General features: G+C 45.0%; 10 protein-coding genes. 4 read left to right on the forward strand and 6 right to left on the reverse strand.

The window, feature by feature from the left end; all coding sequences use genetic code 11:
* The 4 genes from ccoN to BM359_RS02785 form a co-directional block, all read right to left on the reverse strand.
* Complete coding sequence (ccoN, locus tag BM359_RS02770) at nucleotides 1-1437, reverse strand: cytochrome-c oxidase, cbb3-type subunit I (RefSeq protein ID WP_054487734.1); 1437 nt, start codon at nucleotides 1435-1437, stop codon at nucleotides 1-3.
* Between the two features lie 137 nt (nucleotides 1438-1574).
* Nucleotides 1575-3215 carry a methyl-accepting chemotaxis protein gene (locus BM359_RS02775; protein ID WP_054487736.1) on the reverse strand — a complete coding sequence of 547 codons (1641 nt, stop codon included), beginning with the start codon at nucleotides 3213-3215 and terminating at the stop codon, nucleotides 1575-1577.
* Nucleotides 3216-3315: 100 nt separating this feature from the next.
* Nucleotides 3316-6441, reverse strand: a complete 3126-nt coding sequence (locus BM359_RS02780) for an efflux RND transporter permease subunit (RefSeq protein WP_054487739.1) — start codon at nucleotides 6439-6441, stop codon at nucleotides 3316-3318.
* A complete protein-coding gene (locus tag BM359_RS02785; protein ID WP_054487740.1) occupies nucleotides 6434-7498 on the reverse strand; it encodes an efflux RND transporter periplasmic adaptor subunit in 1065 nt (354 codons plus the stop codon). The genes BM359_RS02780 and BM359_RS02785 overlap by 8 nt, the downstream gene beginning before the upstream one ends.
* Before the next feature lie 103 nt (nucleotides 7499-7601).
* Here BM359_RS02785 and BM359_RS02790 point away from each other — a divergent pair, with 103 nt between their 5' ends.
* Entirely contained in the window at nucleotides 7602-7793 is a 192-nt protein-coding gene (locus BM359_RS02790) for a zinc ribbon domain-containing protein (protein ID WP_054487742.1), read from the forward strand.
* Nucleotides 7794-7809: 16 nt separating this feature from the next.
* Here BM359_RS02790 and BM359_RS02795 read toward each other — a convergent pair whose 3' ends face one another.
* Nucleotides 7810-8370, reverse strand: coding sequence for an FMN-dependent NADH-azoreductase (locus BM359_RS02795; protein ID WP_054487745.1), 561 nt, complete (start codon nucleotides 8368-8370; stop codon nucleotides 7810-7812).
* A gap of 113 nt (nucleotides 8371-8483) precedes the next feature.
* Between BM359_RS02795 and BM359_RS02800 the strand changes: the two genes are divergently transcribed.
* The 3 genes from BM359_RS02800 to fabA all read left to right on the forward strand — a co-directional run bounded on the left by BM359_RS02800 (nucleotide 8484) and on the right by fabA (nucleotide 12305).
* Complete coding sequence (locus BM359_RS02800; RefSeq protein ID WP_054487747.1) at nucleotides 8484-9395, forward strand: LysR substrate-binding domain-containing protein; 912 nt, start codon at nucleotides 8484-8486, stop codon at nucleotides 9393-9395.
* A gap of 398 nt (nucleotides 9396-9793) precedes the next feature.
* Nucleotides 9794-11710 carry an AAA family ATPase gene (locus tag BM359_RS02805; protein ID WP_054487749.1) on the forward strand — a complete coding sequence of 639 codons (1917 nt, stop codon included), beginning with the start codon at nucleotides 9794-9796 and terminating at the stop codon, nucleotides 11708-11710.
* 82 nt (nucleotides 11711-11792) lie between these two features.
* Nucleotides 11793-12305, forward strand: a complete 513-nt coding sequence (gene fabA, locus BM359_RS02810) for a 3-hydroxyacyl-[acyl-carrier-protein] dehydratase FabA (protein WP_054487751.1) — start codon at nucleotides 11793-11795, stop codon at nucleotides 12303-12305.
* A gap of 84 nt (nucleotides 12306-12389) precedes the next feature.
* Here the strand turns inward: fabA and rmf are convergent, their stop codons facing one another.
* On the reverse strand, nucleotides 12390-12566 hold the full coding sequence (gene rmf, locus BM359_RS02815) for a ribosome modulation factor (RefSeq protein ID WP_074930759.1): 177 nt from the start codon (nucleotides 12564-12566) through the stop codon (nucleotides 12390-12392).
* Between the last annotated feature and the right edge of the window lie 73 nt (nucleotides 12567-12639).

The following is a 12639-nucleotide window of genomic DNA, read 5'->3' on the forward strand; positions in this document are numbered from 1 at the left end:
TCAGGCAGTTTGTACGACGTTGCCTGCAGCTGTCTCACGACGGCCGGCACGAATTGTCTGGTAACAGTTATAAGCCATAAGCAGCATACCAACGACAATGAACACACCACCAATAAAGCGGCCTGTCCAGAACGGATACGATGCTTGAACACTCTCTACGAAACTATAAGTTAGTGTTCCATCAGAGTTTGTCGCACGCCACATAAGACCTTGCATAACACCTGAAATCCACATTGAAACAATGTAGAAAACTACGCCGATAGTGTGTAACCAGAAATGAACGTTAACCAGCTTAATGCTGTGAATTTCTTTCTGATTAAACAAGCGAGGTACCAGGTAGTACATAGAGCCGATGGTAATCATCGCAACCCAGCCTAGAGCGCCTGAATGCACGTGACCAACGGTCCAGTCGGTGTAGTGAGAAAGAGCGTTTACTGATTTGATTGCCATCATCGGACCTTCGAAAGTCGACATACCATAGAATGACAGAGATACAATCAGGAAGCGCAGAATTGGGTCGGTACGCAGTTTATGCCAGGCACCCGATAAGGTCATGATACCGTTGATCATGCCGCCCCACGAAGGAACGAACAGAATGACTGACATCACCATACCCACTGACTGAGTCCAGTCTGGTAAAGCGGTGTAGTGCAAGTGGTGCGGTCCGGCCCAAATGTATAAGGAAATAAGTGCCCAGAAATGAACAACCGACAAACGGTACGAGTAAACGGGGCGTTCTGCCTGCTTTGGCACAAAGTAATACATCATACCCAGGAAGCCGGCTGTCAAAAGGAAACCTACAGCGTTATGTCCGTACCACCATTGAACCATGGCATCTACAGCACCTGAGTAGATTGAATATGACTTAGTAAACGACACTGGTATCGCGAAGCTGTTCACAATATGCAGCATGGCGATAACAACAATAAAGCCACCGTAGAACCAGTTCGCCACATAAATGTGCGATGTCTTACGAATAGCCAATGTCCCAAAGAAAACAATGAGATAAGCAACCCAAACGACAGCAATCAGGATATCGATTGGCCATTCCAGTTCTGCATACTCTTTGCTGCTAGATAGGCCCAAAGGCAGAGTAATAACGGCTGCAACGATGACGGCCTGCCAACCCCAGAAGGTAAAAGCTGCCAACTTGTCTGAGAACAAGCTCACTTTACAGGTCTTTTGAACCACGTAATAAGAGGTAGCAAAAAGTGCACTGGTACCAAACGCAAAAATAACCGCGTTAGTGTGTAGTGGGCGAAGACGGGAGTAGGTTAACCAAGGTGTATTGAAGTTTAGCTCTGGCCAGACTAGCTGAGCAGCTATCAATACGCCCAACGCCATACCGACGATACCCCAAATAATGGTCATGACAGTAAACTGCCGAACGACCTTCATATTATATTCGATCGGTTGTTGTGGAATTGTTTGACTCATCTTTTAAATCCGCAGTGATTAAGATCAGGAAAAAGGTGACTTTTACCAGACACGATCCATGTAAAAGTACGTGCATTTTACGTCTTGTGACTCAAAAGGTACAGGGTAGATTACTATTGTCCCTAGTCTTTTTAAGGTTATTTTGTTTTAAACCGGCTCACAAGTTGACTTAGATCAATGCTGTTTTTACTGAGATCCCTGCTTACTTCAGATACCCGCGTATTTGCGTCCTGGTTAGCATGGGAAAGGTCTGAAATACCCGTGATATTTTCATTCAAATCTTTAGTGACCCGACTTTGTTCATCGGTTGCTGATGCAATTTGGATGTTCATACTGGAAATATTGGCAACCGCTTCCTGAATTTGGCTGATTGCCCGTTCAGCTTTCAATGCCTCTTCGTTGGTTGATGCTGAGCGGTGCTCCACATCATTGATAATTTGACTAACCTCTTTAATTGCTCCCTGAATGCTTTCCACAATAGAGGATATTTCATCGGTTGAATGTTGGGTTCGGGTTGCTAAGGTTCTGACTTCATCAGCAACTACAGCAAACCCACGTCCGGCATCACCGGCCCGTGCCGCCTCAATAGCGGCATTTAACGCAAGTAAATTCGTTTGTTCAGCGATGGCAACAATAACACCGAGTATATTCCCAATCTTATCTGAACCGTCCTGTAATAACCGGGCTTTGTCGCCGGCTTTACCCAGTTCAGAGGTTAGTGCCTCAATATTATTGACCGATTCGCGAACAATAATTGCTGAACGACCAGCTTCTTCATCAGCGGTATTCGCTGAATCGGCGGCCTGACGAGCATGGTCGGCAACTTCCGAAGCCGATGAAGATAATTCAGTGATTGCTGTAGCGATGGAGCTTGTTTGAGAACTTAGTTCATCACTCTGTCGACTGCTCGTAGCCGATAAATCAGTGAGTTGACTAGCAGCTTCGCTTTCATGTTTAGCACTTTCCTGAACGCTTTGTACGAGTTGCTGTATTTTGTGTACAAAAGTATTGAAAGAGGTCGCTAATTTAGCGAGTTCATCAGAGCCAGAGTCATCAAGCCGCCGGGTTAAATCACCTTCACCTTCAGCAATATCAAACATGGCGTTACTAATCGTTTTCAAGGGGCGAGTAATACTGCGTATGATCAACACAAACAAAAGCAGGAGAGGCACAGCAAGAAACAGAGCCAACCCAGCTAACTTAAAGAACTCCTGCCACAACATGCTGGTAATATTATCGGTGTACTGACCTGTCCCCATAATAAGGTTCCAGGGTTCAAATACTCTTATTCTGCTAATTTTAGGGACCAGATTGTTGGCATCACTGCCTTTTTGCCATATGTATTCCACGGTAGCGCGGTCAGCTGAACGTGCTTTCTGGACCATTTCCTGAAACAGTCGAGTGCCTTCCGGATCTTCGTAGCTGGTTACATCTTTGCCGACTAATTGTTTAGAGAAAGGGTGTTGTACTAAAACACCGTCACGACTTAGCGTAAATATGTACTCCACGCCTTCGTAGCGAATGTTATCAAGGCGAGCATAAGCTTCCGTTCTGGCTTCAGATTCGCTGAGGTTACCATCCTGATATTGCTGGTGATAATGGCTGACTATGGTATGAGCTGCGTCAAGTACGGCGTTGAGTTTACGTTTTTCTTCCTCAACCAACAGGTTATTCAAAATGAACATCATAAACGCGACCATTAGTGCAGTACCTAAAGCGGCAATTCCCAGTAGTGAAACCAGTCTCTGCGTAATACTTAACTGCTGTATGATCTTCATTGATGATCCTTAGTCAACCGACGGAAAGCTTACTTAATAAGCTATCGGCAGTTTACAAAATATTTACAGTAAAAAAATAGAGCAAAGATCAATATTTTGTCTAAGAATTCACCCCTCGTTTTTTTAGTACCAGCGCAGATAGTGCAGGCAAAGTGAAAATAGTAACAAGCGCAGCACCTATGAGACCAAACATCACAATAGCCCCAACCCCGCGGTAAAGCTCTGTACCAGCGCCTGGAATAAAGACCAGGGGAGCAATACCACACAGTGTTGTTAAAGTGGTAATAGTAATAGGTCTGACCCGCGACAATAGACCTTCCTGAACGGCTCTCTTGATAGGGTAGTTTTCTTTATCACGTAGGTAGATTGCACGCTCCACAACCAAAATAGGGTTGTTGATTACCGTTCCCATAAGAATAAGAAAGCCCAGCATAGTGATCATATCGAACGGTTGATTTAGCGGTTGTAACCCAAAGACTGGCAATAGCTGACCAACACCATTCATCAGAGCCAAGCCGGCAATACCTGCACTGATCCCCATGGGAATAGTCGCCATAATAAGCAGGGGGTAACCCCAGTGAGCAAAAATAGCCACCATCAGCAGATAAATAATAGCTATTGAGATAACGTAGTTTTCGCTTAATGCTGCCTGCGTTTCTGCCAGTTGATCGGCAGCTCCCGATAACTGAGTGGAGATGTCTGCTGCTATAACGCCTTGCTCTCTTAAGTGCTGCAGCACTTGGGTTCGCACCATTTCAACACCGGACTCAAGAGCCACCGATTCTGGAGGTATAATATTCAAGGTTACGGTACGTCTACTGTCTACCCGGCGAACCGTACTGGTATCAACTATTTGGCGCACTTCGCTAATGGCGTTTAGTGATACCGGGCGGCCATTTACGTTAAGAACGGGTAAGTCATCCAGCATTTCCGGGGTTACTTCGGTACCTTTTTCGCTATAAAGATACATATCAATTTTATCGTCGCCCTGGAAATACTCACCGACAAAGGCACCGTCTGTCAGCGCAGAAACCGCATAACCAAAACTGTCTGCATCTAAACCTAACTCACTCATACGCTCCCAGTCGGGTCGTATTTCTAATAAAGGCTGTGCCAATGTGAGTGAATTAGGCGTTGACTGTATTCTTGGGTTATCGAAAACCTCCTGCGACCGGTTATATATTGCACGCGCAGCAGCATAAACTTCATTAAGCTCCCGACCACCAACATCAACATTAATGCTGCGGGTGCCGCCGTCATTACTGCTAATAATTGATCCTTTAGCGGCAAAAGCCCTCATACCCGGGTAACGTTCGTAAACCTCTGTTATCACGCTCATTAATTCGTCAATTCGGTTTTTATCACGAGTTTCGGCAATAATACGAATGTTTGACGGTGCCACACTAAGGCTCATTGTCTGAAGCGCAGGAATAGTGACGCCTGAGCGTGTTACTTCTGTCTCTTCTGTCATTAAAGCCGGATCAAAAATAGCTCTAATTTCGTCACCAATAGATGACATGGTTTTTAAGTTGTAGCCCGGCGGCGCACTCATTGTGGCGAAGGTTTTTGCTTCTTCACCCTCTGGCAGATACTCCGCGGGCGGCGTTAGAAACCACCAAATACCTACAACCGCAACGAAAGTAACGCCCACAGTGGTTAACTTGGAGTTCTTTGAAGCCAGTAACTTTTGACTCGCAGAGTCAATACGGTTAGTTAATTTGTCGGTGACCTTTGTTTTGGCTTCAGCAGGGAAGTAGGCCGCTAACAAAGGTACTAAAGTTACGGCGACAAACATGGATGCAATAATCGATGCAGAAATGGCAATAGCAATATCGGAATAGAGTTGACCGGCTTCCTGAACGATAAAGAGTATAGGAAGAAAAACCATCACAGTCGTAAGTGTTGACGTGAGTACCGCAGTCCAGACCCTCTTTACTCCCTCAATAGCCGCTTCTTTAGGATTTAACCCTTTACGTCGCTCCAGCTCGATACTTTCCAGCACAACAATCGTGTTATCCAGTGTCATGCCAATGGCAAAGGCAATACCGGCTAAAGAAATAACATTAATGGTTCTATCGAGTAACAGCAGCCCTAAAAAGCCGGCAAGGGTACAAATGGGGATACCAATTACGGCAATAAGCGTCGCGCGCCCAGAGCGCATCAGACCATACATGACTAAAGTTGCAAATAGGGCGCCCAGTAATAGGTTAAAGAGCACATTTTGGACTGAATTTTCTACATAGCGAACATCGTCCGAGTTTAATGTAATTTCCATTCCGGCAGGGCGAAGTAACTCCTCATTGATGCGTTCGACTTCGTCCATCATGGCATACTTAATATCAATGACATTAGAGCCAAGCTCACGTTGAACCTGCAAGCTAAGAACCTGCTGGCCTTTGAACCAGGACTCGCTGTTAAGCTCAAAGTGATTAAAATCGATGTCAGCCACGTCTTTAAGCCTAACGAGGCTGTCACCGGTCCGGCGGATAATTGTGTTTTCAATTTCTTCAAGTGACTCGAACCGACCAACGGTTCGCAGTAAAAAACGGCGTTTACCTTGCTCCAGTTCACCTGCCGAGGTGTCGCGGTTGCGACTACTAATTGCAGAGCGAACCTCGTTAACCGACACGTTGTATTGAATGAGAGCGTCTTTGTCCATCAAAATACGAACTTGTCGCTGAGCACCGCCGCTAACGTTTACCTGAGATACTCCTGCAACCGATGACATTCGCGGTCGTACATTATCCTCAATGTAATCTCGCATCATAACCATATCGATATTCTTCGGATTATCCTCAATAGGAGCGACGCGAAAGTACATGAAAGCATTACTTGAAAAAGACGCAGAGAAAATTCGAGGCTCATCGACATTCTCGGGGTAATCCGGAACCTGACTTAACGCATTGTTAACCAGGATTAATGTTTCGGTAACATCAACACCGAAAGGAAAGTCCAGTTCTATACTCGCCTCGCCATTACTTGCACTGCTTTCCATGCGCTGTAAGTTAGGTACCGTACGAAGAAACTCTTCCTGCTCTATAAGAATTTCTTTCTCTATGTCCTGAGGCGTAGCACCGGGCCATTGCGTCTGAACAGAAATGGTTCGAACTTCTAAATCCGGTATCATTTGTACGGGAATACGGAGCGCCGCAGTAATGCCCAGCAGGCAGAGGATCAAGATAGAGACTATCGTAACGTGCTTATGCTTAATAACCGCTTCAATCATAGTCAGCAGACTCCGTCAGTTCCAGTGTCTGCCCATCGGTCAGAGCCTCATTACCCCGCACTATCACGCGCTCACCATTATCGAGGCCTTTTTCTATTTCCACATAGCCGTTAAACCTCAGGCCAAGTTCCACCGGTCTTTCAATTGCCTGCCAATTATCATTCTCTTTTTGGGCGACCCAAACCGATGTACGGCCATCGCTGTAGCGCACTATAGCGTCCTGCGGCACGGCGGTTTGTCTGCGTTTTGTATCAATTTCAAAGGTTGCAGTTAAAGGTATGCCTACAACCCAGTCGTTCGGATAGTCGCCCGCTATGCGGACCCGAAAAGAGCGATCATTTCCGTCCACATAGGGCACAACTCTTTTAATACTAGCGCTAATAGAAGTTTCTTTGTGACTGAGTTTCACCAATGTGTCAGAGTCAATAGAAGGGTAATAAGACTGCGACAGAAAAACATCGGCGTAGCGGTCTTTGTCGGCAACTAACTGAAAAACATTCTGATCGACACCCAGCCATTCACCAAGGTCAGCGCTTCGGTTTGTGATAACACCATCATAAGGCGCTTTAAGTTCATGATATTCTTGGTTTACTTCGGTTTCTTTCAACAAAGCTCTGCTTTCAGCCAGTTGTGACTCTGCCACTTGAACCCTGGTACGCGAACGTCGTAAGTCACTTGCTGGTACAAAGTCCGTTTCAGCAAGTGCGTCTAATTCATTCAGTTGTTGTTTTTCATCTTCCAGAGTCGCCTGAGCACTTTGTACCTGCGCTTGCAAAGACTCTATCCGGGAGTTTATCTGACGCACATCTAACGTGGCCAAAACATCTCCCTTACTGACCGAGTCGCCGGTATCCTTTTGAAGCTCTAATAGTTTCCCTTCAACCGCAAAACCAAGCTGCGAGTTATTCATGGCTGAAAGGGTGGTTGGTACTTTAACTGTGTTTACTATCGGTTTTTTATTCGCCTCGATATACTCAACGGGTGTTTGAGCCTGCGTTGTACTAGCGACCAATAACGACGTTACTATTAAGGATTGTTTTAACCACGATGTCATCATTCGCACTCAGCCGGTTATTTAAATTGAATATTTTATAAGCTACGCAAAAGTTCAAAGACTCGATTACTATTGTAGACCAGAGCTTTAATTTAAGGTGCCTGCTATGAGTCTTACCGATCCAAAAACATTTGAGTGTCCTTATTGCATGACAATTAACGATATTGAAGTGGACTGGTTAAATGATATTGGGCAACAGCAGATTGTCGATTGCCAGGTCTGCTGTCAGCCAATAGAAATAGAAGTAATACAATTAGGCGATGAGATACAAATAAAAGCGCACCGCGATGACGAATAGGGTGGGCTTTATGAAGTTATATAGCAGCGATTTCTTTAGAGGCTTGCTCGAACCCTTGTTGACGGGGTTCATCGCCCATATTCATTCCTTCTGCACAAACTACAGTAACGTCAGTAATTCCGATAAAAGAAAGTGCCTGCTTTAAGTAACTTTCCTGATGATCCAATGCCTGCATATCACCCTCAGAATAAATGCCCCCACGGCCTGAAGCGATATAAACTTTCTTGTCCTTAACTAAGCCCTGTGGACCTTGTTCCGTATATTTGAAAGTTACTCCGGCCTGCAGCACCCGATCAATCCAGGCTTTCAACTGCGTAGGGATAGTAAAGTTGTACATGGGCGCACCAATAATAATGGTATCTGCATCAAAAAGTTCTTGTACCAACTCATTAATCAAAGGTTTATCTTCGGCTAAAAGCTCTTCAGCCGTAAGGTGATCAACCGGGTTGGCAACCAAGTCGCGGTACACAACCGTTGTTTCTTGGTTATTTTTAAGCTGAGAGAGAATGTCGCGAGTTAATTGGCGACTAACTGACTGATCAATAAAGATACCCGAATCTAAATGTAAGACTTTCATACAAACCTCATTATTCTCTTTTTTAAGATAGGCACAGTATAATTCGTTCCAAATACTTTAATAAGAAGCTAAAATGAGAACTTACGTTCCATTAACGGAACCTTGAGGTTTTTATGTCTTTTCCCGATGTCACAAATTACTATCTATTTGCCCAAGTTATCGCCTCCGGCAGTATTAGCGCTGCCTCAAGGGATTTAAGTCTGCCAAAATCAACCATAAGCCGGAAAATGACTCAATTGGAGGAGGAACAGGGCACAAGACTTTTTCACAGAAGTCGAAGCGGCCTTAAACTAACTGATGTTGGCCGTGAGTTTCTGGTGCATTGTGAACGCCTTGTCAGTGCTGCGGAGTCAGCTCAACAAGTCACTCAGCGTCTACTGGATAAGCCGCGAGGAAAAGTTGAAGTTAGCGCGCCTTATGCAATCAGTCAGAGTTTGTTAGTTCAGGTGTTACCAGAATTCATGAGTTTGTACCCGGAGGTCGAAATCCAGCTCGTGGTTACTAACCGTCCAGTGAATCTGGTTGAAGAGGGCATTGATGTTGCCTTGCGGGTTAGACCCACCATAGAAGACTCCAGCCTGATTGCCAGACCAATTAGCCAGGCACCTCAGACACTTTACATTGCGCCCGGCTTAATTCAGGACAAAGCCATTCTGAAACCCGAAGATTTACTAAAATTCGAGCATCTCAGTATGCACTACACAAACGGCCGCTATGGCTATGAACTGATTCACAGTTCGGGCCAGCAAAAGAATATCAGAATAAAACCACGGCTTATTACCGACGACATGATTGTGTTAAGAGAAGCCGCAATCAAACAATTAGGGATTGCCGCTTTACCTAATTACCTCTGTAACGAAGCGGTCAATAATGGCGACTTAGTTCCGGTATTAACCGACTGGCATTTGCCAATCGGAATTATGCATATGACGTACTCACACCGACGGGGAATTCTTCCCGCTGTACGTGTTTTTATCGACTTTCTTGCCGAAAAGCTTCCAGATCTAGCTCAGCAGCAGTTTTAAAAAGTAAGCACTTCGTAGGGCTGTTATACTGATATAGTTATGATTTAACATAATATACATTATACGCAATTATGTATTTGAAGCAGATACCTTCAAATTCCGCTATTTCTTTAGAAGGTTCTTCGGTGGTTCCCCGGTTGGCGTTGCCAAGGAATAAAGTACGCACCACCAATACAAGAAATTGAACTCTGGCATTGGTTATTTCTGGCGTCGTGACAAGATGACAAAACGACAACGTTACCGCCTAAGTTGTACATTTAGCTCTTAATCTGTCTAAAGCCTGTTGTCGACTTGCAGGCTGCATTGTTCTTCTCCGTTTTTTATTACCACAGCAAAACGCTCTCAATTAGCCATTTCTGTTATCATGTCTTTATTGCTAGTTAAGGAAGAACAATTCAATGAAATTAGATAATTTCGCATTGCAGCCACAAACAAATGAATGGCTGAATGAGCTGCCGGCCGAACTTAAAGAAGATGCATTAGTTGGACAAAGACGAGCTGTTAATGCATTGAACAACGCCTTGCGCCAACAAGGCACTTATTCAAATATCTATGCGTTGTTTCCTACAGGGCTTTTGAAGCGCGATCTTCTCGACTCATATTTTAACGACAACCATTGGGAATTTACGCAGTGGTATGACTGGATTTACCTGGCAAACCCAACAGATCCACTAAGGCCATTATGCGTGAATTTACCCTCAGGTAGCGCTGATGCCGCTATCAAAGCTATCTGGGGGTTTCTGCAACGTCCACTAGACCAGCGCGACGAGGCCTACAAAGCGATAATTGAGCAGTTTGATACCCATAATTTGCGTGATTATATGCAGCAGATTAGAGATAAAAAAGCCGAGGAAATTCAGGGTGAAAGTCTGGCTTCTGTTCTTGTAGGACATGAACACCCTGCCCCTTATTATTATTGCGACCGCGTAACCGAAGAGCGTTTGTTCGGACATATTGGGGTTCAATCCATTGAAGGCACGGTTAGCTCAGAGCTTCACCTTATTGAAGCGGGCTTACTGCACAAAGCAAATGGCGGTGTATTGGCCATTGAAGTTGCGCAATTGCTGGAAAATATCAAGCTCTGGAAACGTTTAAAAGACGTTATAGAAGGCGGTGAATTTGAATGGCCAAGACAGTCGCCTGATTCAGGTGCTGCTTTTTTCTATCGGCCTGAGTCAGTCCCTGTGAGCATAAAAATTGTTTTACTCGGCTCTCGCAACGAGTACGCGCAACTGCGCGAATACGACGAAGACTTCGACCATTTTTTCCCGTTTCTTGCGGACTTTCATGGTCATTACGCGACACAAAACGAGCCAGTAGCGCCCTACTTCAACTATTTACAGTATGTATGGCAACTGGCTGACGTGTTGCCCTTGAGCACCGACGGTTATTCTGCCTTGCTGCGGGTTTGTGCCAGATATACCGATTACCAGCAAGAATTGACACTTAATACAGTCAGTCTGCTCCAGCTTCTTCGGGAAGCCAATGATTGCGCGTTGCAGAATCAACACGCAAAAATTGATAAAGCAGCGATAGATTTAGCGCTTCAGCAACAACGCGATCGCGAAGGTAACCTTGCCGAACTCAGTCGACGCAGCATTCTTGAGCAGCAGGTTCGAATTGATACGCACGGCACCGCCGTTGGTCAATTGAACGGTTTGACCGTTGTGACTATGGGCGGCAGTGAGTTCGGCGAACCTTCCCGAATTACCGCGACCATTCACTACGGTGACGGCGACATTATCGATATAGAGCGTAAATCTGATCTCTCCGGTAATATTCATACCAAAGGCGTCATGATTCTAAGTGCTTATTTGGCTAATCAATTTGCCCGCCATGAACCTTTGTCAGTCTCAGCAACCGTTGTGTTTGAGCAATCTTACTACGAAGTTGATGGAGACAGCGCGTCACTTGGCGAGCTTTGCTGCTTAATTTCAGCCTTGGCAGAACAGCCCGTTAAACAGTCTCTTGCCATTACCGGCGCGGTTGACCAATTTGGCAATGTTCAGTCAATTGGTGCGGTCAATGAAAAAATTGAGGGTTACTATGCGCTTTGTGCACACCGGGGACTTAACGGTGAGCAAGGTGTCATTATTCCGCAGTCAAACAAACATCAACTCAACCTTAATGACGAAATCGTTGAAGCCGTAAAAAATGGGCAGTTTCACGTTTATACTGTTGAACATGTCGAGGAAGCCTTAGAGCTATTAACCGAAATACCAATTAAGACCCTTTTCCAGCACGTGCGAGACCGTACATTGGATAGTTCTGACAATGATCAACCTCGCAGCTTTTGGCGCCGTATTTTTAGCTAAGAAAGAACTTGTCGGATTTGTTTGGCGTACAGTTGTACGCTAAACTGCGCCCTAGTTTTTGAATAACTAAATTAGGGTATTTATGAATCAGTCGAGCTTTACTCGCGAAGAACTTCTGGCCTGCAGTCGCGGGGAAATGTTTGGTCCTGGCAACAGCAAGCTGCCAGCCCCCAATATGCTAATGATGGATCGCATCATTGAAATTAATGAAGACGGCGGTTCGGCCGGCAAAGGTTTTATCCATGCTGAGCTCGATATCCATCCTGATCTTTGGTTCTTTGATTGCCATTTTAAAGGTGACCCTGTCATGCCTGGTTGTCTTGGCCTTGATGCTATGTGGCAATTACTTGGTTTTCACCTGGCATGGTCTGGTGGACCAGGCCGCGGACGTGCATTAGGTGTTGGTGAAGTGAAGTTCACCGGGCAAATACTCCCTGAACATAAAAAAGTAAGCTACTACATTGATATGACGCGAGTCATTAAGCGCAAATTGTTCATGGGTGTGGGCAATGGACGCGTGGAAGTAGACGGCCGCGAGATCTATACCGCCAAAGACTTAAAAGTGGGTCTATTTACAGATACTTCTACTTTCTAAAACTCGTCTTAAACGAAAAAACGCCGATGCTTTTTTATATTTAAGCATCGGCGTTTAAATTATCTATCTATTTACTTCTGACACTTAGCGGAATAAGCCGGTATTTCTGGCCTCCATTGCATCTCGCCAACCTCCCAGCCAGTGGGATCTAAAATCATCTTGAGTTTGATAAGGACAGTGGTCTTTTGAGCGGCCATGCAAACCAGCTTTAAAGCCTTGAGTATGTGCTCTTTCAAAGCGATCACGCTTTTGTCTTTTCATAAATCTATCCCTCGCCTGTTATTCACAGATTATTATTTAGAGAGTTGAGGCGTTTTTTTGTTGCCTCATTACT

This window comes from Idiomarina abyssalis (genome assembly GCF_900116625.1).
GTDB classification, from domain to species: domain Bacteria; phylum Pseudomonadota; class Gammaproteobacteria; order Enterobacterales; family Alteromonadaceae; genus Idiomarina; species Idiomarina abyssalis.

Excerpts from the sequence above, each read along its gene's own strand:
- BM359_RS02795 (WP_054487745.1), bottom strand. The coding sequence starts at position 8,370 with ATGAAAGTCTTACATTTAGATTCGGGTATCTTTATTGATCAGTCAGTT.
- fabA (WP_054487751.1), top strand. The coding sequence starts at position 11,793 with ATGAATCAGTCGAGCTTTACTCGCGAAGAACTTCTGGCCTGCAGTCGC.
- BM359_RS02805 (WP_054487749.1), top strand. The coding sequence starts at position 9,794 with ATGAAATTAGATAATTTCGCATTGCAGCCACAAACAAATGAATGGCTG.
- BM359_RS02785 (WP_054487740.1), bottom strand. The coding sequence starts at position 7,498 with ATGATGACATCGTGGTTAAAACAATCCTTAATAGTAACGTCGTTATTG.
- BM359_RS02800 (WP_054487747.1), top strand. The coding sequence starts at position 8,484 with ATGTCTTTTCCCGATGTCACAAATTACTATCTATTTGCCCAAGTTATC.
- BM359_RS02775 (WP_054487736.1), bottom strand. The coding sequence starts at position 3,215 with ATGAAGATCATACAGCAGTTAAGTATTACGCAGAGACTGGTTTCACTA.
- ccoN (WP_054487734.1), bottom strand. The coding sequence starts at position 1,437 with ATGAGTCAAACAATTCCACAACAACCGATCGAATATAATATGAAGGTC.
- BM359_RS02790 (WP_054487742.1), top strand. The coding sequence starts at position 7,602 with ATGAGTCTTACCGATCCAAAAACATTTGAGTGTCCTTATTGCATGACA.
- BM359_RS02780 (WP_054487739.1), bottom strand. The coding sequence starts at position 6,441 with ATGATTGAAGCGGTTATTAAGCATAAGCACGTTACGATAGTCTCTATC.
- rmf (WP_074930759.1), bottom strand. The coding sequence starts at position 12,566 with ATGAAAAGACAAAAGCGTGATCGCTTTGAAAGAGCACATACTCAAGGC.